19 protein-coding genes are annotated in these 20,805 nt (G+C 66.8%); 11 read left to right on the plus strand and 8 right to left on the minus strand.

Annotation, left to right across the window (positions count from 1 at the left end; all coding sequences use genetic code 11):
- Positions 1–38: 38 nt before the first annotated feature.
- Positions 39–764, plus strand: coding sequence for an SDR family oxidoreductase (locus IB255_RS01525; RefSeq protein ID WP_081519237.1), 726 nt, complete (start codon positions 39–41; stop codon positions 762–764).
- Positions 765–928: 164 nt separating this feature from the next.
- Here the strand turns inward: IB255_RS01525 and IB255_RS01530 are convergent, their stop codons facing one another.
- Positions 929–2,161, minus strand: a complete 1,233-nt coding sequence (locus IB255_RS01530; RefSeq protein WP_192209729.1) for an NADH:flavin oxidoreductase/NADH oxidase family protein — start codon at positions 2,159–2,161, stop codon at positions 929–931.
- Positions 2,162–2,240: 79 nt separating this feature from the next.
- Here IB255_RS01530 and IB255_RS01535 point away from each other — a divergent pair, with 79 nt between their 5' ends.
- Positions 2,241–2,750, plus strand: a complete 510-nt coding sequence (locus IB255_RS01535) for a MerR family transcriptional regulator (protein WP_151187866.1) — start codon at positions 2,241–2,243, stop codon at positions 2,748–2,750.
- Positions 2,751–2,938: 188 nt separating this feature from the next.
- Here the strand turns inward: IB255_RS01535 and glcC are convergent, their stop codons facing one another.
- The gene (gene glcC / locus IB255_RS01540) at positions 2,939–3,709 is read right to left on the minus strand and encodes a transcriptional regulator GlcC (RefSeq protein ID WP_192209730.1); all 771 of its coding nucleotides are present in this window, start codon (positions 3,707–3,709) and stop codon (positions 2,939–2,941) included.
- 231 nt (positions 3,710–3,940) lie between these two features.
- On the opposite strand from glcC, the gene glcD reads away from it, so the two are divergent.
- From glcD to IB255_RS01565, 5 genes are all read left to right on the plus strand, one after another.
- Positions 3,941–5,440, plus strand: coding sequence for a glycolate oxidase subunit GlcD (glcD, locus tag IB255_RS01545; protein WP_192209731.1), 1,500 nt, complete (start codon positions 3,941–3,943; stop codon positions 5,438–5,440).
- Positions 5,440–6,480 carry a glycolate oxidase subunit GlcE gene (gene glcE, locus IB255_RS01550; protein WP_192209732.1) on the plus strand — a complete coding sequence of 347 codons (1,041 nt, stop codon included), beginning with the start codon at positions 5,440–5,442 and terminating at the stop codon, positions 6,478–6,480. Before glcD ends, glcE begins: the two co-directional genes overlap by 1 nt.
- A complete protein-coding gene (glcF, locus tag IB255_RS01555) occupies positions 6,480–7,754 on the plus strand; it encodes a glycolate oxidase subunit GlcF (RefSeq protein ID WP_192209733.1) in 1,275 nt (424 codons plus the stop codon). The genes glcE and glcF overlap by 1 nt, the downstream gene beginning before the upstream one ends.
- Positions 7,733–8,131: a heme-binding protein gene (locus IB255_RS01560; protein WP_081519230.1), complete on the plus strand. Its 399-nt coding sequence runs from the start codon at positions 7,733–7,735 to the stop codon at positions 8,129–8,131. The genes glcF and IB255_RS01560 overlap by 22 nt, the downstream gene beginning before the upstream one ends.
- A gap of 244 nt (positions 8,132–8,375) precedes the next feature.
- Positions 8,376–10,070 carry a lactate permease LctP family transporter gene (locus IB255_RS01565; RefSeq protein ID WP_192209734.1) on the plus strand — a complete coding sequence of 565 codons (1,695 nt, stop codon included), beginning with the start codon at positions 8,376–8,378 and terminating at the stop codon, positions 10,068–10,070.
- Positions 10,071–10,351: 281 nt separating this feature from the next.
- On the opposite strand, the gene arfB is transcribed toward IB255_RS01565, so the two are convergent.
- Positions 10,352–10,765, minus strand: coding sequence for an alternative ribosome rescue aminoacyl-tRNA hydrolase ArfB (gene arfB, locus IB255_RS01570; RefSeq protein ID WP_081519491.1), 414 nt, complete (start codon positions 10,763–10,765; stop codon positions 10,352–10,354).
- A 369-nt stretch (positions 10,766–11,134) separates the two neighbouring features.
- Here arfB and IB255_RS01575 point away from each other — a divergent pair, with 369 nt between their 5' ends.
- Entirely contained in the window at positions 11,135–11,932 is a 798-nt protein-coding gene (locus tag IB255_RS01575) for a nucleoside-binding protein (protein WP_225594677.1), read from the plus strand.
- A gap of 210 nt (positions 11,933–12,142) precedes the next feature.
- Here IB255_RS01575 and IB255_RS01580 read toward each other — a convergent pair whose 3' ends face one another.
- From IB255_RS01580 to hppD, 3 genes are all read right to left on the minus strand, one after another.
- On the minus strand, positions 12,143–12,520 hold the full coding sequence (locus tag IB255_RS01580; RefSeq protein ID WP_015476418.1) for an MliC family protein: 378 nt from the start codon (positions 12,518–12,520) through the stop codon (positions 12,143–12,145).
- A gap of 117 nt (positions 12,521–12,637) precedes the next feature.
- Complete coding sequence (gene maiA / locus IB255_RS01585) at positions 12,638–13,279, minus strand: maleylacetoacetate isomerase (protein WP_081519227.1); 642 nt, start codon at positions 13,277–13,279, stop codon at positions 12,638–12,640.
- A 52-nt stretch (positions 13,280–13,331) separates the two neighbouring features.
- Complete coding sequence (gene hppD / locus IB255_RS01590; RefSeq protein WP_081519226.1) at positions 13,332–14,414, minus strand: 4-hydroxyphenylpyruvate dioxygenase; 1,083 nt, start codon at positions 14,412–14,414, stop codon at positions 13,332–13,334.
- A 314-nt stretch (positions 14,415–14,728) separates the two neighbouring features.
- On the opposite strand from hppD, the gene IB255_RS01595 reads away from it, so the two are divergent.
- The 3 genes from IB255_RS01595 to IB255_RS01605 all read left to right on the plus strand — a co-directional run bounded on the left by IB255_RS01595 (position 14,729) and on the right by IB255_RS01605 (position 17,414).
- Positions 14,729–15,496, plus strand: a complete 768-nt coding sequence (locus IB255_RS01595; RefSeq protein WP_081519225.1) for an AraC family transcriptional regulator — start codon at positions 14,729–14,731, stop codon at positions 15,494–15,496.
- A 766-nt stretch (positions 15,497–16,262) separates the two neighbouring features.
- Positions 16,263–16,424 carry a DUF1427 family protein gene (locus IB255_RS01600; protein ID WP_081519223.1) on the plus strand — a complete coding sequence of 54 codons (162 nt, stop codon included), beginning with the start codon at positions 16,263–16,265 and terminating at the stop codon, positions 16,422–16,424.
- 33 nt (positions 16,425–16,457) lie between these two features.
- Entirely contained in the window at positions 16,458–17,414 is a 957-nt protein-coding gene (locus IB255_RS01605; protein WP_081519222.1) for a quinone oxidoreductase family protein, read from the plus strand.
- Positions 17,415–17,442: 28 nt separating this feature from the next.
- Here the strand turns inward: IB255_RS01605 and IB255_RS01610 are convergent, their stop codons facing one another.
- The gene (locus IB255_RS01610; protein ID WP_081519221.1) at positions 17,443–18,231 is read right to left on the minus strand and encodes a TenA family transcriptional regulator; all 789 of its coding nucleotides are present in this window, start codon (positions 18,229–18,231) and stop codon (positions 17,443–17,445) included.
- A 76-nt stretch (positions 18,232–18,307) separates the two neighbouring features.
- Positions 18,308–20,758 (minus strand): EAL domain-containing protein, encoded by a 2,451-nt coding sequence (locus tag IB255_RS01615; RefSeq protein WP_081519220.1) that lies wholly within the window; start codon positions 20,756–20,758, stop codon positions 18,308–18,310.
- Between the last annotated feature and the right edge of the window lie 47 nt (positions 20,759–20,805).

The raw sequence follows: 20,805 nt of genomic DNA on the forward strand, positions 1-20,805 counted from the left end.
GTTCAGTCATCCAGATTTCCGATAGCAGGAGAATCCCCATGAGCAAGCCCCTGATCATCGTCACCGGCGCCAGTTCCGGTATCGGCGAAGCCACCGCCCGCCTCTTCTCCCAGCAGGGCCACCCGCTGCTGCTGCTCGCCCGCCGCATCGAGCGCCTGGAGGCGCTGCAACTGCCCAACGCGCTGTGCCGCGCCGTGGACGTGACCGACCGCGAGGCGCTGCTGGCTGCCGTGGCGGAAGCCGAGAAACGCTTCGGCCCGGCCGACGCGCTGGTCAACAACGCCGGCGTGATGCTGCTGGGCAACATGGTCGAGCAGGACCCGGCCGAGTGGGAGCGCATGCTCGACGTCAACGTGAAGGGCCTGCTCAACGGCGTGCACGCCGTGCTCAAGGGCATGGTGGAGCGCAACCGCGGCACGCTGATCAACGTCAGCTCGGTGGCCGGTCGCAAGACTTTCCCCAACCACGTCGCCTACGTCGGCACCAAGTTCGCGGTACACGCGATCTCCGAAAACCTGCGCGAGGAAGTCGCGGCGCACAATGTCCGCGTCGTCACCATCGCCCCCGGCGCGGTGGAGACCGAGCTGCTCAGCCACACCACCGACGAGGCGATCAAGAGCGGCTACCAGGACTGGAAGCGCGAGATGGGCGGCAAGGTGCTCAGCGCCGAGGACGTGGCCAACGCCATTCGCTATGCCTACGAACAGCCGCAGGGCGTGTGCATCCGCGAGATCGTGCTGGCGGCGACTCGGCAGCAGGCGTAACGGACGGGAAGTTCGGGGTGTTTGTGGGAGCTCTCGCACGAGCTCCCAGGAAAAACGCCACCGCAGGATGGGTGGAGCCTAGGCGATACCCATGCTGCCAATACGACAGGAATCGATGGGTATCGCTTCGCTCCACGCCATCCGACGCAGAGCATTGAAGCGGCTCACCCCGCCTGCCGCGCCGCCCAGCGGCGGTACTGCTTGGCCCGGCGCAGCGTGCGCCATTGCTCCATCACCAGCGTGCGCCACGGCGAGGCCTGCGGATTGGGTGCGCGGCGGGCGCCGATGCGGTGCAGCTGCAGCTTGACCAGCGCCATGTAGGCCAGCGCCGCCAGCGGCTTGGAACGCCAGCGGATCGCCGGCAGCTCCGGCTGGGTCTGGCTGCCGCGCTGCCAGTGCAGCACCAGTTGCGGCTCCAGCGCCAGGGCAGTGCCGATGCCGACCATCTCCAGCCCGCTGTCCAGCACCTGTTCCGCCACCGGCAGGCGACGGATGCCGCCGGTAACCATCAGCGGCATGCGCGCCGCTTCACGCATCTCGCGGGCGAATTCGAGGAAGTAGGCTTCCCGCGCCAGGGTACGGCCGTCGCGGGCATCGCCCTGCATGGCCGGTGCCTCGTAGCTGCCGCCGGACAGCTCGACCAGGTCGACCTTCTCGTCGTTCAGCCACTCGATCACCTGGCGCGCGTCGCTGGCGTCGAAGCCGCCGCGCTGGAAGTCGGCGGAGTTGATCTTCACCCCCACGCAGAATTCCGGCGACACCTCGACGCGCACCGCGCGGACCACTTCCAGCAACAGCCGCGCGCGGTTTTCCAGCGAGCCACCCCAGCGGTCCTGGCGCTTGTTGGCCAGCGGCGAGAGGAACTGGCTGAGCAGGTAGCCGTGCGCCGCGTGGATCTGCACGCCGGTGAAGCCGGCCTGCTCGGCAAGCTGGGCGGCGCGGACGAAACGCTGGATCACCTCGGCGATATCGCCTTCGGTCATCTCGCGGGCGACGGCGAACAGCTTGGAGAACTTGCCCATTTCCAGCGGCACCACCGACGGCGCGATGGCGCCCTGGCCGAGGTTGGTCTGCACCTGGCGACCGGGATGGTTGAGCTGCAGCCAGAACTGCGCACCGCGGGAACGGCCGATGCGCGCCCATTCGCGGAAGCGCTCAAGATGCCGGTCGTTTTCCAGCACCACGCCACCGGGGCCGGTCATGGCGCGGCCGTCGATCATCACGTTGCCGCTGAGAATCAGGCCGACGCCGCCGTCCGCCCAGGCCTGGTACAGGCGCAGCAGCGCGGCCGAGGGCGCCTGGTCGGCGTCGGCCATGTTTTCTTCCATGGCGGCCTTGGCAATGCGGTTGGGGACTTCGCCGCCGTTGGGCAGGCGCAGGGGCTGGAAGGGCGACATGGTGCGGCTCCTAGGTTGTGGTGCCGGCGAGGTTAAGTTTAAAGTTCACTTCAAGGTCAAGCCCCTTTCGGAGCCCAGCATGAAAATCGGTGAACTGGCCAGCCTCAGCGGCCTCGCGCCCTCGCGCATCCGCTTCTACGAAGCCAGCGGGCTGATCGCCCCGGCGCGCCGCCTGGCCAATGGTTATCGCGCGTACCCGCCGGAAACTCTCGACCTGCTGGAGATCATCCGCAGCGCCCAGCAGACCGGCTTCAGCCTGGAGGAAATCCGCAACCTGCTGCCGCACTCCAACCCCATCGAGAACGGTCACGGTGAACTGGTCGCCGGCCTGCGCCGCAAGGTCGCGGAGATCGAGGTGATGGAGCAGCAGCTGCGGCAGAACCGCGAGCGGCTGCTGGCGGTGATCGACGGCATCGAGAACAAGCCCGAAGGCATGGGCTGCCAGGCCAATGCCGAGCGCATGCTGGCGGAGATGCGCGAGCGAAAAACCAGAAGCCACCCCGCCAAACCTGTAGGAGCGGGCCACGCCCGCGACGAGCGGACAAAGTCCGTTGCTTCAACGAAGCGCCCTGCCCCGACGGAATCCTGAATCCGCGCTCCGGCCGCTGGCCGGTCCGTTACGCGGTCGCGGGCATGGCCCGCTCCTACACCGGTAATCCCAACCTACGCAGGATCGTAGGGCGCATAACCTGCAGTAGGTTATCCGCCGCCCGCCTTTGGAACGGCGGATAACGCTGGCGCGTTATGCGCCCTACAGTTGCGCCCCCTTCCCCAGCGCTATTTCCAGCCTTCCAGGCGCAAGGTCGCCCGCACCAGCCGCTGTTCCTCCTGCTCGATCTCCCGCAGGTTGTCGCGCACGCTGTGGATATGTTCGCGGGCGGCGCGCTGGGCCTGTTCCGGCTGGCGTTCGCTGATGGCGCGGTGCAGCCGCGCATGCTGGCGGTCGATCTGGCGCTTCTGCGGCGGGCGGTTGTAGAGGTTGTTCACCGAGGCGAACACGGTGCTGAGCATCAGCTCGTTGAGCGACTGCAGCGTGTGCACCAGCACCGGGTTGTGCGAGGCCTCGCTGATAGCCTGGTGGAAGGCGTGATCGCGCCGCGCGTGCTCGCGCGGGTCCAGCGGCTGCGGTTCGTCGTAGGCGGCGTGCATCTCCTCGAAGCGCCGGCCGATCAGCACCAGGTCGGCCTCGGTGGCGCGCAACGCGGCCAGTCGCGCGGACTCCCCTTCCAGCAGCGCGCGAACTTCCAGCAGGTCGTAGAGCGTGCGCGGCTGCGAACGAAACAGGTGCAGCAGCGGCGACACGTCCTCAGCACCGGTCAGGTCGGCAACGAACGATCCGCGCCCCTGCTCGGTATCGACAATGCCGCGCCCGCGCAGCGCACGCAGCCCTTCACGCAACGCCGAGCGCGAGCAGCCAAGCTTCTCCACCAGGCGTCGCTCCGAGGGCAGCGCCTGGCCGACCTTGAGCACTCCATCGACGATCAGCCGCTCGATCTTCTCGGCCACCTGGTCGGCGACGCGCTGCTTGCCCTGTGCATAAGTCGTCATTGCGGTTCTCCCGAACTGGTAGGACCAGCTGAAACTGGCCTGCATGGCTGCGAAGAACCCTAGCTGTCAGGACAGGGCCTTTCCAGTGGACGCCCGTGCAAGAACTGGTAGGACCAGTATCAATGCAGGTGGACGCCGCCTGACCGGCGGTCGCATTTTCAGCGTGCCGTGGCTCCACGCGACCGCCTGGCGGGCGCGAACAAAAAAACAAAATCAGAGCACCGTCAGCCTATGAACATCCTCTACGACGAGCGCGTCGATGGCGCGCTGCCTGCCGTCGACAAGTCCGCCCTGCTGGCCGAGCTGCGCGCGGCCCTGCCCGATCTCGAACTGCTGCACCACGCCGAAGACCTCAAGCCCTACGAATGCGACGGCCTTTCCGCCTACCGCACTGTGCCCATGCTGGTGGCGCTGCCCGAGCGCATCGAGCAGGTGCAGGCGCTGCTGAAACTCTGCCATGCGCGCAAGGTGCCGGTGGTGGCACGCGGCGCGGGCACCGGGCTGTCCGGCGGCGCGTTGCCGCTGGAGAAAGGCATCCTGCTGGTGATGGCGCGCTTCAATCGCATTCTCGAAGTGAATCCACAGGGGCGCTTCGCCCGCGTACAGCCCGGCGTGCGCAACCTGGCGATCTCCCAGGCCGCCGCGCCGCACGGGCTGTATTACGCGCCGGACCCGTCCTCGCAGATCGCCTGCTCCATCGGCGGCAATGTCGCCGAGAACGCCGGCGGCGTGCATTGCCTCAAGTACGGCCTCACCGTGCACAACCTGCTCAAGGTGGACATCCTCACCGTCGAGGGTGAGCAACTGACGCTGGGCAGCGACGCCCTGGACAGCCCCGGCCTCGACCTGCTGGCGCTGTTCACCGGCTCCGAGGGCATGCTCGGCATCGTCACCGAAGTCACCGTCAAGCTGCTGCCCCGCCCGCAGGTGGCGCGGGTGCTGCTGGCCAGTTTCGATTCGGTGGAAAAGGCCGGCCGCGCGGTAGCCGACATCATCGCCGCCGGCATCATTCCCGGCGGGCTGGAGATGATGGACAACCTGTCGATCCGCGCCGCCGAGGACTTCATCCACGCCGGCTACCCGGTGGACGCGGCGGCCATCCTGCTGTGCGAGCTGGACGGCGTGGAAGCCGACGTGCAGGACGACTGCGAGCGCGTCGACGGCGTGCTGCGCGCGGCCGGCGCCACCGACGTGCGCCTGGCCTGCGACGAAGCCGAGCGCGTGCGCTTCTGGGCCGGGCGCAAGAATGCCTTCCCGGCGGTGGGGCGCATCTCCCCGGACTACTACTGCATGGACGGCACCATCCCGCGTCGCGAGCTGCCGCGCGTGCTGCACGGCATTGCCGAGCTGTCGGAGGAATTCGGCCTGCGCGTGGCCAACGTGTTCCATGCCGGCGACGGCAACATGCACCCGCTGATCCTCTTCGACGCCAATGTGCCCGGCGAGCTCGAGCGCGCCGAGGCGATCGGCGGGAAAATCCTCGAACTCTGCGTGGCGGTGGGCGGCAGCATCACCGGCGAGCACGGCGTGGGGCGCGAGAAGATCAACCAGATGTGCGCGCAGTTCAACAGCGACGAGCTGACCCTGTTCCACGCGGTGAAGGCGGCGTTCGACCCGGACCGCCTGCTCAACCCCGGCAAGAACATCCCCACCCTGCACCGCTGCGCCGAGTTCGGTGCAATGCACGTGCACCTCGGCCAACTGCCCTTCCCCGACCTGGAGCGCTTCTGATGCCCGATGCCAGCAGCGAACTGCTCGAGCAGGTGAACCAGGCGCTCGCCGCGCGCACGCCGTTGCGCATTCGCGGTGGCGACAGCAAGGCCTTCCTCGGCCGCCCGGTGAACGGAGTGGAACTGGACACTCGTCCGCACAGCGGCATCGTCAGCTACGACCCGACCGAACTGGTGCTGACCGCCCGCGCCGGCACGCCGCTGGCGGAGATCGAAGCGGCGCTGGAGGCGGCCGGGCAGATGCTGCCGTGCGAGCCACCCGATCATTCAGGCGCGACCTTCGGCGGCGTGGTGGCTGCCGGGCTCTCCGGCCCGCGCCGACCCTGGTCCGGTTCGGTGCGCGACTACGTGCTGGGCACGCGGCTGATCACCGGCCACGGCAAGCTGCTGCGCTTCGGCGGCGAGGTGATGAAGAACGTCGCCGGCTACGACCTGTCGCGCCTGCTGGCGGGCAGCTTCGGCTGTCTGGGGGTGATCACCGAAGTCTCGATGAAGGTGCTGCCCAAGCCGCGGATGTGCGCCAGCCTGCGCCTGGAAATGGGCGTCCACCAGGCGCTGGGTGAGCTCGCCGAATGGGGCGCGCAGCCGATCCCGATCACTGCCGCCTGCTATGACGGCACCGCGCTGCACCTGCGCCTTGAAGGCGGCGAAGGTTCGGTGTGCTCCGCGCGCCTGCGCCTGGGCGGCGAGGAGATCGACAGCGGCTACTGGCAGGACCTGCGCGAACAACGCCTGGGGTTCTTCGCCGGCCCCGGCACGCTCTGGCGGCTGTCGCTGCCCAACGCGACACCGGCGCTGTCCCTGCCGGGCGAACAGCTGATCGACTGGGGCGGCGCGCAGCGCTGGCTGAAGTCCGAGGCGGACGCCGAGCTGATCCGCCACAGCGTCGCCGAAGTCGGCGGCCATGCCCTGCGCTACACACCGGGTGACGATGGCTTCCACCCGCTGCCCGCCGCGCTGCTGCGCTACCACCGCAGCCTCAAGCAGCAGCTCGACCCGCAAGGCCTCTTCAACCCCGGCCGGATGTACAGGGAGCTCTGATGCAAACCAACCTGAGCGAACAGGCCAGGCACCTGCCGCGCGCCGAGGAAGCCGAGCGCATCCTGCGCTCCTGCGTGCACTGCGGCTTCTGCACGGCCACCTGCCCGACCTACCAGTTGCTGGGCGACGAACTGGACGGCCCGCGCGGACGCATCTACCTGATCAAGCAGGTGCTCGAAGGTGCCGCGCCCAGCGCCAGCACCCGCGAGCACCTGGACCGCTGCCTGAGCTGCCGCAACTGCGAAACCACCTGTCCTTCCGGCGTGGACTACCACAACCTGCTGGACATCGGCCGCGCGGTGGTCGAGCAGCAGGTGCCGCGTACCTTCGGCGAGCGCCTGATGCGCCAGGGCCTGCGCGCCGTGGTGCCGAATGCTGCGCTGTTCGGCGCGCTGGCCAGGGCCGGGCGCACCTTCCACCCGCTGCTGCCGGAGGGCCTGCAAAGCAAGCTGCCGCGCCATCCGCATCCCCCCGTGGAGCGCCCGAAACCGCGCCACACGCGGCGCATGCTGATGCTCGAAGGCTGCGTCCAACCGGCGCTGTCACCCAACACCAATGCCGCTGCCGCGCGGGTGCTGGATCGCCTCGGCATCAGCGTGATCCCGGCGGCGGATGCCGGTTGCTGCGGTGCCGTGGACTATCACCTGAATGCCCAGGAACAGGGACTGGATCGGGCGCGGAGGAACATCGACGCCTGGTGGCCGTCGATCCAGGCCGGCGCCGAAGCCATCGTGCAGACGGCCAGCGGCTGCGGCGCCTTCGTCCGCGACTACGGCCATCTGCTGGAGCGCGATGCGCAGTATGCGGACAAGGCCCGGCGGGTCAGCGAACTGACCCGCGACCTGTCCGAGGTTTTGCGCGATGAACCGCTGGAAGCACTGCATCTGCACGGCGACCGTCGCCTGGCCTTCCACTGCCCCTGCACGCTGCAGCACGCGCTGAAGCTCGGCGGCGCGGTGGAAGGCGTGCTCACGCGCCTGGGCTTCAGCCTCACCAGCGTGCCGGACAGCCACCTGTGCTGTGGCTCGGCCGGCACCTATTCGCTGACACAGCCGGAGCTGTCCCGGCGCCTGCGCGACAACCGCCTGAAGGCGCTGGAGAGCGGCGGCCCGGAAGTCATAGTCACCGCCAACATCGGCTGCCAGACGCACCTGGGCGGCGCAGGTCGCACGCCGGTGCGGCACTGGATCGAACTGGTGGAAGAGGCGCTCGCCGATGCGCCATTGGAATCCCTTCAAGGCGAGGTGCAAGCATGCTCAGCAAAGCCGTTCTGACCCAGCAGGAAGTCGGCCGCATCCTCGCCGCCGCGCGCGCCGAAGCGCAGCGCAACCACTGGGCGGTGTCCATCGTGGTGGTCGATGACGGCGGCCACCCGCTGGCGCTGGAGCGCCTCGACGGCTGTGCCCCGGCCAGCGCCTACATCGCCACCGAGAAGGCCCGCAGCGCGGCACTGGGCCGGCGCGAAACCAAGGGCTACGAGGACATGGTCAACGGCGGCCGCACCGCCTTCGTCACCGCGCCGCTGATCACCTCCCTCGAAGGCGGCGTACCGGTCGTGCTGGACGGCCAGGTGATCGGCGCGGTGGGCGTTTCCGGGGTGAAGGCCGGCGAGGACGCACAGGTCGCCAGCGCCGGAGTGGCCGCGCTTTGAAAGCGCTCACACGGCCCTGGCGACAGACAGCCACCGGCCGAGTTGTGGTCGCCGCCGGCCTCAAGCGAACCGGCGGCGACACCCCGAAAAGCTTGCCCGAACCCGCTTTCAGAAGCCCCGCTGCGCGCCGCGTTGCGGGGCTTTTTCAATGCCTGCCGGCTCGCGCGCCGCCCGGGCAGGCGCCACCTGAAAGAGTTATCCACCGCTGACGCTTTGCCTCCGACAACAACAAGGGACAATCCCCATGCAAACCTGGCAGCAGCTCTATACCCCGCTCGGCAGCCTCGGCCTCTCGGCCCTGGCGGCCCTCGTGCCGATCATTTTCTTCTTCCTCGCCCTGGCGGTGTTCCGCCTCAAGGGCCACGTCGCCGGCGCCATCACCCTGGTGCTCTCGCTGCTGATCGCCATCAGCGTCTACCAGATGCCGGTGGACAAGGCGCTGGCCTCGGCGGTCTACGGTTTCTTCTACGGACTCTGGCCGATCGCCTGGATCATCGTGGCGGCGGTGTTCCTCTACAAGCTGACGGTGAAGAGCGGGCAGTTCGAGATCATCCGCAGCTCGGTGCTGTCGATCACCGTCGACCAGCGCCTGCAGGTGGTGCTGATCGGCTTCTCCTTCGGCGCCTTCCTCGAAGGCGCGGCGGGCTTCGGTGCGCCGGTGGCGATCACCGCGGCGCTGCTGGTCGGCCTGGGCTTCAACCCGCTGTATGCGGCCGGCCTGTGCCTGATCGCCAACACGGCGCCGGTGGCCTTCGGCGCGCTGGGCATCCCGATCATCGTCGCCGGGCAGGTGTCGGGCGTGGATGCCTTCAAGATCGGCGCCATGGCCGGTCGGCAACTGCCGATCCTGTCGGTGATCGTGCCCTTCTGGCTGGTGGCGATGATGGACGGCTGGCGCGGCATCCGCGAGACCTGGCCGGCGCTGCTGGTGGCCGGCGGCACCTTCGCCATCAGCCAGTTCCTCACCTCCAACTTCATCGGCCCGGAGCTGCCGGACATCACCTCGGCGCTGCTGAGCATGGTCTGCCTGACCCTGTTCCTGCGCGTGTGGCAGCCGGCGAACGTGCGTGAGACGGAGTTCTCCAGCATCAATGCCGACGGCACGGCGACGCTGGGCGCAGTCGGTGGCGGCAGCGGTCTGCAGCGCCGGGAATCGCAGTACAGCTTCGGGCAGATATTCAAGGCCTGGTCGCCGTTCCTGATCCTCACCGTGCTGGTGACCATCTGGACCATGAAGCCCTTCAAGGCGATGTTCCTGCCCGGCGGCGCGCTGGAGAACTGGGTGGCGGTGATCGCCGTGCCCTACCTCGACCAGCTTGTCCTGAAGGCTGCGCCTATTGTGGCCAACCCGACGCCGATGCCGGCGATCTACAAGTTCGACCTGGTGTCGGCCAGCGGCACGGCGATATTCCTCGCCGCGCTGATATCCATGGCGATCCTGCGCATCGGCGTGAAGAGCGGCGCGGCGACCTTCGGCGAGACGCTGAAGGAGCTGAAGTGGCCCGTGCTGACCATCGGCATGGTGCTGGCCTTCGCCTTCGTCACCAACTACTCGGGGATGTCCACGACCCTGGCGCTGGTGCTGGCGGGCACCGGTGCGGCCTTCCCGTTCTTCTCGCCTTTCCTCGGCTGGCTGGGGGTGTTCCTGACCGGCTCGGACACTTCGTCCAACGCCCTGTTCGGCTCACTGCAGGCCACCACCGCGCACCAGCTCGGGGTCAGCGACACACTGCTGGTGGCGGCCAACACCACCGGCGGGGTGACCGGCAAGATGATCTCGCCGCAGTCCATCGCCGTGGCCTGCGCGGCCACCGGGATGGTCGGGCGCGAGTCGGACCTGTTCCGCTTCACGGTCAAGCACAGCCTGATCTTCGCCGCGTTCATCGGCCTGATTACCCTGGCGCAGGCCTATGTGTTCACGGGGATGCTGGTGCACTGATTCATCAAAGGAGCTTTACGTAGGGCGCATATCGCGCCAGCGTTATCCGCCGTGCGGAGGGCGGCGGATAACCTGCGCCAGGTTATCCGCCCTGCAGGACTAAAGTCTCCTGTAGGAGCAAATGCCCCTCACCCTAACCCTCTCCCGCAAGCGGGAGAGGGGACTGTTCGGCGCAGGATGAAATCACGCTGTCAGCCGGCACAATCGGCCCCCTCTCCCTTCAGGGAGAGGGCTGGGGAGAGGGAAGCGCCCCAACGCCGATGTTCAGCCAAACCAACAACTCAGAAATCCACCTTCCCCCGCCCCGCCTTGATCGCCCCGCGCTTGCTCTTGCCTTCCAGCCGGCGCGTCTTCGAGCCCAGCGTCGGCTTGGTCGGGCGGCGCTTCTTCTCCACTTTCGCGACGCTGCGGATCAGCTCTGCCAGGCGGTTCAGCGCGTCCTCGCGGTTCTGCTCCTGGGTGCGGTACTGCTGCGCCTTGATCACCACCACGCCGTCGCTGGTGATGCGCTGGTCGCTCAGGGCCAGCAGGCGTTCCTTGTAGAACTCAGGCAGGGATGAGGCGCGCACATCGAAGCGCAGGTGCACGGCGCTGGATACCTTGTTGACGTTCTGTCCGCCAGCGCCCTGGGCGCGGATGGCGTTCAGCTCGATCTCGGCGTCGGGGATCTGCACGGTGTTGGAAATTTGCAGCATGGCTGTCGGAAGAGTCGGAAAGTCAGCAGCATAACGGCTGGCGACCAGTCTGTCGCCAAGCCGCAGTACAGCGCCGCGCAAGGCCCATTCCTGACTTCTGCGTCAATTTTTGTATACGTATTTGTGTACAAGTTTTTCTTGCAATGTCATCAATTCACCATTAGAACCCAGCCTGTCACCGACCGCAGTTCACCCTGCGGGACGCCGGCCCCGAAGCCACAAAAAATAAGAACAACACAGAGGTGCAGCATGGTTTCTTCCGCGATGACGGCCCTTGGCGCCGCCCGCCCCCAACTGCGTTCCAGCCGCCGCCTGAGCACCGGCCGCCGGTTCGCCCTCGGTACCGCGCTGGTGCTCGCCCCGCTGGGCATGGCGCAGGCCGATGACGATGATCGCTTCTTCGAGTGGACCAGCAACACGCTGGGCTTCCGCTACGGCAAGGGCTTCACCAACCCGAACAACCCGCACGACATCAGCAAGCGCATCTTCAGCTTCAGCCACGCCGACGGTTACCGCTACGGCAGCAACTTCTTCCACCTCGACGTGCTGCAGTCCGACAGCGATGACCCGCGCAAGGGCACCGACAGCGGCAGCAGCGAGGTCTATGGGGTATTCCGCAGCCAGCTGTACGCCTCGCGGGTGTTCGACCTGCCGCAGGGCAAGGGTCTGGTGAAGGACCACGCCTTCACCTTCGGCTTCGACGCCAGCCGCAACAACAACCTCGGCTCGGCGAAAAAGCGCGCACTGGTGTTCGGCCCCACCATCAAGTTCAACGGGCCCGGCGTGCTGGACCTCTCGCTGTTCTACTACCGCGAGAAGAACCACTCCGGCATCCCCAACGTGAAGCACCCGGACCACACCTTCGACACCACCTACATGGTCAACCTGACCTGGCTGCGGCCGTTCCAGCTGGGTGACCACGGGGCAAAGTTCCAGGGCTTCCTGAACTACACCGGGGAAAAGGGCGAGGACTACAACGACAACGACACCGCGCCGGAAACGCTGGTGCGCACCTCGCTGATGTTCGCCACCCTGCCCGGCACCAAGCGTCAGCCGAACCTGTGGCTGGGCGTGGGCTACGAGTACTGGCACAACAAGTTCGGCGTGGACGGCGGACGCGGCACCCGCACCTCGACGCCGACGGTGAACGTCGAATTCACCTTCTGACAGGGTGCGAATTGTAGGAGCGCGCCATGCGCGCGATCGCGGGCATGGCCCGCTCCTACAGGTGTAATCCGCGTCTCGGCCTATGTTCGGTCGTAGGGCGGATAACGCTGGCGCGTTATTCGCCCTACAAAAGCTCATCCGCCCATGGCGCGCTGACATGAAAAAGCCCGGCATCTGCCGGGCTTTTCCGTTCGGGCGCCACAAGAGGAATCAGCTCTCCTTGCAGGCTACGCCGTCGGCGGGCTCGCCGCCTTTCCAGTCCTTGTACAGGGTGGCGTCTTCACCCTTGGTCCACCAGATGTACTGGCCGGCGGCGTACTTGGCGCCGGAGGCGGAGATGACGTTGGCGAAGACCAGGCTGGAGGCGTCGGTCACCGGCACCACGGCCAGGCTGTTGTCGCCCTTGTTCAGGTACTGCACGCTGATCTTGCGGCCGTCCTCGCACTTGTACGAAACGCTGCGCGAATCCAGCTTGGCGTCGCCGGGCAGGACCAGCGCGTCGACCTGGGGTGCTTTCTTCTCTTCACCGCCGCAGGCGACGAGGAGGACCGGCACGGCGGCCGCGAGCAGCCAAAGTGCTTTTTTCATGAGTATCCCTCTGACGAAAAATGGCCCGGACACTCTAGGAAAGGTCGGGCCGCACGGTCAATCGCGGGCGGCCCGACTCAAAGTCGGGCAGTGGCGCTGTGATCTCGACTGGCAACTTCACTGGGCGTCGGGCTGCACCTCCGGGGCGGCCTGCTGGAAGGCTTCGAGGGATTCGCAGCGCGCGGCGATGGCGAGCAGGCGCGGGCAACCGGAGAGGTCGCAGTCGAAGCGGCGGGCGTTGTACAACTGGGGAATCAGGCAGGCCTCGAAGTAGCCGGGGCGCTCGCCCAGGGACAGCGGGCCGGTCCAGTGGGCGACGCCCTTTTCCACCGCGTGCAGGCCGGTCTCGACCCAGTGGCGAATCCAGGCACTTTTCGCCTCGTCCGCCACACCCAGCGGGCCGCTGAGGTACTGCAGCACCCGCAGGTTGTTCAGCGGATGGATGTCGCAGGCGATGTGCAGGGACAGCGCGCGGACCTGCGCACGTTGCAGCGCATCGCGCGGCAGCAGGCCGGGTTGCGGATGGGTTTCGTCGAGGTATTCGAGGATGGCCAGAGATTGGGCAATGCGCGCGTCGCCGTCCACCAGCAGCGGCACCAGCTCCTGCGGGTTGAGCGACTGGTAGTCGGCGGCGTGCTGTTGCCCGCCGTCCTTCACCAGGTGCACCGCGACCTGGCGGTAGGCCAGGCCCTTGAGCCCGAGGGCGATGCGCACGCGATAGGCAGCGCTGGAGCGCCAGTAGGAATACAAGGTGAGCATGGCGGTTCTCCGTGGGCGGCCACGCTATCCGCGCGGCCGCCGGGCAAGCGAGTTACTGGTCGGAGATCACGCCACGACGAATCTGGTCTTCCTCGATGGATTCGAACAAGGCCTTGAAGTTGCCCTCGCCGAAGCCCTGGTTGCCCTTGCGCTGGATGATCTCGAAGAAGATCGGGCCGATCACCGTGTTGGTGAATATCTGCAGCAGGATGCCGTCATCGCCCGGCGCGCCGTCGATGAGGATGTTCAGCTCGCGCAGTTGCTCCAGCGGCTCGCCGTGGCCGGCGACGCGGGTGTCGACCTTGGCGTAGTAGGTGTCCGGGGTGCTCATGAAATCCACGCCGTTGGCGCGCAGCTGGCGCACGGTGGCGTAGATGTCCTCGGTGGTCAGGGCGATGTGCTGGATGCCTTCGCCGTGGTATTCGCGGATGAATTCCTCGATCTGCGACTTGTCGTCCGCCGACTCGTTGATCGGGATGCGGATCTTGCCGCAAGGCGCGGTCATGGCGCGGGACAGCAGGCCGGTGAGCTTGCCTTCGATGTCGAAGTAGCGGATTTCGCGGAAGTTGGCGATGCGCTCGTAGAAGCCGGACCAGACGTCCATCTGGCCGCGCTTGACGTTGTGGGTCAGGTGGTCGATGCACAGCAGGCCGACGGCGTTGTCGTTGGCGGTGCGGCCTTCGATGAACTCGAAGTCGACGTCATAGATGCTCTTGTCGCCATAACGGTCGACGAGATATAGCAGCGAACCGCCGATGCCCTCGACGCAGGGGATGTTCAGCTCGCCGAAGTTGGCGTGGCTGCCCACCAGTTTCGCGCCCTGGGATTCGACGTAGGCGGCGGCCTGCGCTGCGTTCTTCACCCGAAAGGCCATGGCGCAGGCACTCGGCCCGTGCTTCTTGGCGAACTCGTGGACGTGGCCGGTGGGGCTGCCGTTGAGCACGATGTTGATGTCGTTCTGCTGGAACAGGAAGACTTCCTTGGAACGGTGCTTGGCAGTCTCGGTGAAGCCCATGCCGGTGAACAGCTGGCGCAGCTGCTGGATGCCCTGGGCGTCGGGGGCGGTGAATTCGACGAACTCGAAGCCGTCGGTGCCGATGGGATTGTGTTGTTCGATCTTGGTCACGGCGTTCATCCGGCCTCCTCGTTGTCGTTATCGGCTGGCTCGGCGCGCGGCCGCCCAGGCGTCTGGAATGCCTCCATCTCAACCGTCGCGGGGCTCTGGAACAAGCCGGGTACCGCCGGTTTGCGCCCTGGCGGTGCGCTTGTCCCGGCAAGAAATCCTTACACCGCCCAAGGCCCCGTGCGGCATGCTGCCGCACCGTAAAGAATTCGTGACAAGGTGGTGCGCCAGCCTGCCAGTGCGAGTGCCGCGCTCTCGTCAGGGCGCCGTGTGGCGGCTACCATGCGGCCCATATCCCCTGCCCGAATCGGACATTGGCCCGCACTATGGCCCGCGCCGCTCCCCCTGATTTCGAAGCCACGCCGGCGACCCTGCGTGCCCTGGCCCGCAGCTACCCGCGCGGCCTGCACATCGAGCCGCACTCCCACGACTGGGGGCAGGTGCTCTACGCCATGTCCGGTGTGATGTGGCTGGAGACGCCTTCCGAAGCGCTGCTGGTGCCGCCCAACCGTGCCGTCTGGCTGCCGCCGCAGGTGCCCCACGGCATCCGCGTGGTCAGCGAACTGCAGATGCGCAACATCTACCTGCGGCCGGGCACGGCGGATTCCCTCGGCGAGCAGGTGCAGGCATTCGAAGTGGGCGGGCTGCTGCGCGAACTGATCGTCCGGCTGGTGGAGCACGAAAGCGAGCCGGATACCGACTACTACCAGGCGTTGTCGCAACTGGCGGTGCTGGAGCTGCAACGCGCCCGCAGCCTGCTGTTGCGCGTGCCATTGCCGGACGACTCCGACCGTCGCCTGCTGAACCTGTGCCTGGCGGTGATGGCCGAACCGACCCAGGAGATATCCTTCGAGCAGCACGCCGCCGACGCCGGCGCCAGCGTGCGTACCCTTGCCCGCCTGTTCACACGCAGCCTGGGCATGGGCTTCGCCCAGTGGCGCCGGCAGGTGCAACTGGCCACCGCAGTGGCGCAGCTCAACGAAGGCCTCGCGGTGAGCCAGATCGCCCATGGGCTGGGGTATCAGCCGGGGAGCTTCAGCGAGATGTTCCGCCGTGAGCTGGGCGTGGTGCCTTCGGAGTATTGCGCCAGGTGAAGCGTCCCCTGTAGGAGCGGGCCATGCCCGCGATCCGCCGGCAACGACGGCGCCAGCCGCGACTTCGGTGTTACGGGCCTGCTGCTTCGGCTTGGATATTTCTGCGCCGCTTCGGCGTGCGCATGAGCTTCGTGTTTCGCCCCCTCGGGCGAGTCCCTTTTGGCAAACGTCGGATAGCCGCCCTCCCAAAAGGAACCAAAAAGTCTCGCCCCTACATCCGGCTTTTCGCTTCGCGAAAAGTACCCTCGGTTCTTCGGAGTTTCAGGGGCCCGCCGCGAAGGGCCATCCCTGGCCAGTCGCGGCTTCCGCGGCATCCATGCCGCTCTACCCCTGAAACTCCGATCACCTTCGGCCTCCTGAAAGGGGCACTCCGGAGCGCTTGGACGTTTCTCTGGAAATCTGAAAAAGCAAAGCCAGACCGAGGAATCGTGTGCCCCGCAGAAGAGGTACTAGTTCGCGAGGGGCCGTAGGGCGCATAACCCGGAACGGGTTATCCGCCGATTAGGTCGCGGCGGATAACGCTGGCGCGTTATGCGCCCTACGATCCTGCACCATTGGCATCAGAGCAAGCGCCCGCGCTGCCGGCGGATTGAGGGCATGGCCCGCTCCTACAGGGAGCGCTGCCGGCCGGCATCTGAGACAGTCATCCAATACTCCCCACCCATATCTGTCCGATATTCCGAAGCCAATGACCGGCGGCGCTTCGGCGCGGCTCCTAGACTGGCCCCATTCCCGCCAGCCGCCGGAAACACCCGCGGAGTACAAGATGAACTACCTGATATCCCTGGCCATCGGCATCTGCGTCGGCCTCGCCTACCACTTCCTCGACTTCCGTTCACCGGCGCCGCCGCTGGTGGCGCTGGTCGGCCTGCTGGGCATGCAGATCGGCGAGAACGCCCTGCCGCTGTTGACCCGCTGGTTCCCCTGATCCCTTCTCCCCTGATTGCCAAGGACCCGTGCCATGAAAGCCCTGCAATTCGACCGCACCGGCGACCTCACCGCCCTGAGCTTCACCGAGATCGCCGACCCGGTTCCCGCCGCCGATGAAGTGCTGGTGGAAATCCACGCCGCCGGCCTGAACCCCAGCGATGTGAAGAACGTCCTCGGCCGCTTCCCCTACACCACCCTGCCCCGCGTGCCCGGCCGTGACTTCGCCGGCACCGTGGTGAAAGGCCCGGACGAGCTGCTGGGCAAATCCGTCTGGGGCACCGGCAGGGGGCTGGGCTTCAGCCGCAACGGCAGCCACGCCCAGCTGATGAGCGTGCCGGTCGGCGGCGTGGCGCTGATGCCCGAGCGCATGAGCTTCGCCCAGGCCGCCAGCTGCGGCGTGCCCTTCACCACCGCCTGGGACGCGCTGGAGCGCAGCCAGGTCGGCACCGGTACCCGCCTGCTGGTGATCGGTTCCGGCGCCGTCGGCGCGGCGGCCATTTCCCTGGCCAAGGCCCGCGGCGCCCAGGTACTGGGCGCGGTGCGTCGCGCCGAATCGCAGGTGGAGCTGAAGGCTCAGGACGTACCGAGCATCCTGCTGGGCTCGGCGGACACCCTGGCGGCGCAGGTGGAAGAACACTTCCCCGGCGGCGCCGAGGTGATCTTCGACACCACCGGCTTCTGGCTGCCGGCGGCGGTCTCCGCCCTGGCCACCTTCGGCCGTATCGCCATCATCGCCGCGCCGGTGGACGGCCACGTGCAGCTGCCGGCCCTGGCGCTGTATCGCCGGGGAGGTTCGGTGGTGGGGGTGAATTCGCTGCTGTATGACACGGTCGCCTGCGCCGCGATGCTGCGCCAGTTCGGCCAGTGGTTCGACGACGGCAGGCTGCCGCTGCCCACCGGCCTGCGCGAAGTGCCGCTGAGCGAGGGCGTGCAGCGTTATCACGAGATCAACGAAGGCAGCAGCGAGAAGATCATTCTCGTGCCCTGAGTCCGGACACGGCTGGGAGGTTTGCCTCTCAGCCGGCTATCTGCATCGGCCCCCGCCGCACATCGCCCTGCACCTGCTCCAGCGCCAGGCACTGGTCGAGGAACATGCGCATGTAGCCGTAGCTCTTGCAGATCGCTTCACGCAGCGCCAGGCAGCGCGGCATGGGGAGCTGCGGGCCGCAGAGAGTGCAGATGATCTCCAGGGCTTCCCAGGGATGATCGTCATCGTAGCGGGCGTGCATCTTCAGCCAGCGCATGGCGTCCTTGCGGGTGCCGGCCGGCAGGGTGCGCTCGTAGGTATCGGTGGAGCAGACCAGGGCCGACCAGTCGCCGGTCGCGCCTTCGATGGCGTAGTTGGTGGCGGCCATGGCCAGCGCCAGCTCCTCGGTGGCGCAGCTGTGCCAGCACCAGTGGCCGAGGGCGTGGAGTTCGGCGGGTACCAGTTGGGCCTTGAGCTCGGCCAGGGTGACGCCATAGGCCTCGGCCCAGCGTACCCAGTAGTCGGCGTGGTTCAGCTCGACGCGGATATTGCGCATCAACCAGCGGCGCGCCATGTCTTCGCCGGGGCTACGGCCGAATCGGGTCTTGAGCAGGTTGTGGGACATGTACAGGGGGAACTGCTCCACCACCTGCCAGCCGCCGATCAGGAAGGCGCGCATGGTCTGCCGGCTCAGCTGGCCGTCACGCATGCGCGTGTAGAGGGGGTGCTCGACCACCGACAGACGGCTGGTTTCACATTCCTGCACCAGGCGCTGGGCCCAGTGCGGATAGCTGGAAAGCTCCTTGAGCGGCCCACTGCGAACAAAGGTGTCGTTCATCCAAGGCTCCGTTGCTGGTCGATCCATGCAAGCACCGGTAATTCAGGCCTCAGGTTAGTCCTCTCCTGGCTGCACGTCACCGTCCGGAGGTTGTGTCGGATGCTACAGCTGCGACATGGGTCTCACGCAGGAAGCTCCGGTTGAAGGGTTGCGGGCGCGCCAGCCCGTAACCCTGTGCGTAATCGATGCCGATTTCCCGCAGGACCTCGAGGATTTCCTGGGTTTCGACGAACTCCGCCACCGTGCGTTTGCCCATCACGTGGCCGATCTGGTTGATCACCTGGACCATGGCGCGGTCGATGGGGTCTTCGAGCATGTCCTTGATGAAGCTGCCGTCGATCTTCAGGTAGTCCACCGGCAGGTGCTTGAGGTAGACGAAGGAGGACATCCCGGCACAGAAGTCGTCCAGCGAGAAGCGGTAGCCCAGGGCCTTGAGCTCCTGGATGAAACGCGTGGCGTTGACCAGGTTGGCGATGGCGCTGGTCTCGGTGATCTCGAAGCACACGCTGGCAGGCTCGATGCCGTAGCGCGGCTGCACGTCGCGAAGAAAATCGAGGAAGGTTTCGTCACCGATGGTGGCGCCGGAGAGGTTGATGGCGCAGGTATGGATCGGTTCGTAACCGCCCTCGGCGTTGCGCTCGGCCAGGGTCCGGAAGGCATTCTCGACCACCCAGCGGTCGATGTCCGGCATCAGCCCGTAACGTTCGGCGGCAGGGATGAAGTTGATCGGCGCGACCAGCCGGCCGCACTCGTCGTTCAGGCGCAGCAGCAATTCGACGTGCGCACCTTCCATCACGCGGTCATCGACCGGGAAGATCGACTGCGCATAGAGGCAAAAGCGCTCCTCCTCCAGCCCCAGGCGGATGCGCTGTACCCAGGCCATCTCGCCGACGCGGTTGGACAGTTCGGTATCGTCCGGGCGAAACACCTGGGCGCGGTTGCGGCCCTTTTCCTTGGCCATGTAGCAGGCCATGTCGGCGCAGCGCAGCGCCTCCTCCACCGACACCAGCATGGCGGAGATGTGCACCACACCGATGCTCACGGTGATGTTGAAGCCACGGCCTTCCCACATGAAGTGCAACGCCTGCACGGTCAGGCGGATGCGCTCGGATATCTGCACCGCCATGTCCGGTGGGCAGTTTTCCAGAAGGATACCGAACTCATCGCCCCCCAGGCGCGCCAGGGTGTCGCCATCGCGCAGGCACTGCTGCAGCACGGAGCAGACCTGGCGCAGCAGTTCGTCGCCAGCGGCGTGGCCGCAGGTGTCGTTGACCAGCTTGAACTGGTCCAGGTCCAGGTACATGAGCGAATGCTGGTCATGGGAGTCCGCCGAGCTTTCCAGGGCCTGCTTGAGGCGGAACTCGAACTCGCGGCGGTTGGTCAGGCCGGTCAGCGCATCGTGGGTCGCCTGCCAGGATAGGCTGGCCATGTACTGGCGTTCGCGGGTCATGTCGTGCAGCACCAGCACCACGCCGACCACCCGGCCGTCCGCATGGATGGGCGTGGCCACCAGGGTCACCGCCACACTGGTGCCGTCCAGGCGCTGGATCAGCTTGCTGGTCTCGCTGCCGCCGTCCACCTCGCCGCGCAGGATCTGCCCCACCAGCGGCAGGCCCTCGGCCTGGGAGTTCTCGTCGAGCACCCGCAGCAGCGAACGCAGCGGCAGGCCGACGGCCATGGAATTGTCCCAGCCGATCAGGCGTTCCGCCGCCGGGTTGAAGTAGGCAATGCACTCGTGTTCGTCGAGGCTGACCACGCCGTCGCCGATGGCCGCCAGGGTGGTCTGCGCGCGTTCCCGCTCGGTATCCAGGGCGCTTTCGAAGGCACGCTGCTGGTCCAGCAGCTTGCGGGTGCGCCAGACCGCCAGGAGGATCAGCGCCAGACCGGTCAGCCCGTTGACCCCCAGCAGCACCCACATGATCATCCGCGAGCCCTGCCCCAGTGCGGCGGAGAAGGCCATGGCTGCCGGCGTGACGCCGTCGTTGATCGCCTGGATACGGCTGTTCCAGTAGCTCAGGTCGCCGGGGCGGACGTCATTGGCACGGATCTTCGCGCTCATCTCGTCAGACAGCTGCTCCAGCTGGTCAAGGTAGGCGTCGCCGATGATCCACATCTTCACGGCCTGGTCGAAATAGCTGTACTCGTGGAAATAGCGGTACAGCCAGATCAGCGCGCCGACATCGTCGGGATGGATGCCGCCCTGCAGCGCGCCGGCGCGGGCCAGTTCGAGGTCGGGTTGGCTGAGGTCGAGGGCGGCGCGGAAGGTGCGGTCACCCTGGGGAATCGCGATGGCGGTGCGGTAGCGCTCGTAATCCATCGTGTCACGGCTCTGGCCGTAGAGTTGCAGGTAATGGATGGCGTCCTTCTGGCCCTTGGACCAGAGACTCTCGCCACCCACATAGGCGCGCACCCCCGAAAGGATAAAGAAGCTGCCGCTGCCGATCAGCGTCTGTAGCAGGACCACGACCATGAACGGCCAGACCAGCTTGAGCAGACGCGTCGTACGCCGGGTCGGCAACAGTCCCATTGCATCCATAACCAGTTTCGACTTCCTTCTTTCAATTCCTGGCAGGC

This window comes from Pseudomonas sp. PDM22, from assembly GCF_014851965.1.
Lineage (GTDB): Bacteria > Pseudomonadota > Gammaproteobacteria > Pseudomonadales > Pseudomonadaceae > Pseudomonas.

Excerpts from the sequence above, each read along its gene's own strand:
- IB255_RS01525 (WP_081519237.1), top strand. The coding sequence starts at position 39 with ATGAGCAAGCCCCTGATCATCGTCACCGGCGCCAGTTCCGGTATCGGC.
- IB255_RS01530 (WP_192209729.1), bottom strand. The coding sequence starts at position 2,161 with ATGTCGCCCTTCCAGCCCCTGCGCCTGCCCAACGGCGGCGAAGTCCCC.
- IB255_RS01535 (WP_151187866.1), top strand. The coding sequence starts at position 2,241 with ATGAAAATCGGTGAACTGGCCAGCCTCAGCGGCCTCGCGCCCTCGCGC.
- glcC (WP_192209730.1), bottom strand. The coding sequence starts at position 3,709 with ATGACGACTTATGCACAGGGCAAGCAGCGCGTCGCCGACCAGGTGGCC.
- glcD (WP_192209731.1), top strand. The coding sequence starts at position 3,941 with ATGAACATCCTCTACGACGAGCGCGTCGATGGCGCGCTGCCTGCCGTC.
- glcE (WP_192209732.1), top strand. The coding sequence starts at position 5,440 with ATGCCCGATGCCAGCAGCGAACTGCTCGAGCAGGTGAACCAGGCGCTC.
- glcF (WP_192209733.1), top strand. The coding sequence starts at position 6,480 with ATGCAAACCAACCTGAGCGAACAGGCCAGGCACCTGCCGCGCGCCGAG.
- IB255_RS01560 (WP_081519230.1), top strand. The coding sequence starts at position 7,733 with ATGCTCAGCAAAGCCGTTCTGACCCAGCAGGAAGTCGGCCGCATCCTC.
- IB255_RS01565 (WP_192209734.1), top strand. The coding sequence starts at position 8,376 with ATGCAAACCTGGCAGCAGCTCTATACCCCGCTCGGCAGCCTCGGCCTC.
- arfB (WP_081519491.1), bottom strand. The coding sequence starts at position 10,765 with ATGCTGCAAATTTCCAACACCGTGCAGATCCCCGACGCCGAGATCGAG.
- IB255_RS01575 (WP_225594677.1), top strand. The coding sequence starts at position 11,135 with ATGGCGCAGGCCGATGACGATGATCGCTTCTTCGAGTGGACCAGCAAC.
- IB255_RS01580 (WP_015476418.1), bottom strand. The coding sequence starts at position 12,520 with ATGAAAAAAGCACTTTGGCTGCTCGCGGCCGCCGTGCCGGTCCTCCTC.
- maiA (WP_081519227.1), bottom strand. The coding sequence starts at position 13,279 with ATGCTCACCTTGTATTCCTACTGGCGCTCCAGCGCTGCCTATCGCGTG.
- hppD (WP_081519226.1), bottom strand. The coding sequence starts at position 14,414 with ATGAACGCCGTGACCAAGATCGAACAACACAATCCCATCGGCACCGAC.
- IB255_RS01595 (WP_081519225.1), top strand. The coding sequence starts at position 14,729 with ATGGCCCGCGCCGCTCCCCCTGATTTCGAAGCCACGCCGGCGACCCTG.
- IB255_RS01600 (WP_081519223.1), top strand. The coding sequence starts at position 16,263 with ATGAACTACCTGATATCCCTGGCCATCGGCATCTGCGTCGGCCTCGCC.
- IB255_RS01605 (WP_081519222.1), top strand. The coding sequence starts at position 16,458 with ATGAAAGCCCTGCAATTCGACCGCACCGGCGACCTCACCGCCCTGAGC.
- IB255_RS01610 (WP_081519221.1), bottom strand. The coding sequence starts at position 18,231 with ATGAACGACACCTTTGTTCGCAGTGGGCCGCTCAAGGAGCTTTCCAGC.
- IB255_RS01615 (WP_081519220.1), bottom strand. The coding sequence starts at position 20,758 with ATGGGACTGTTGCCGACCCGGCGTACGACGCGTCTGCTCAAGCTGGTC.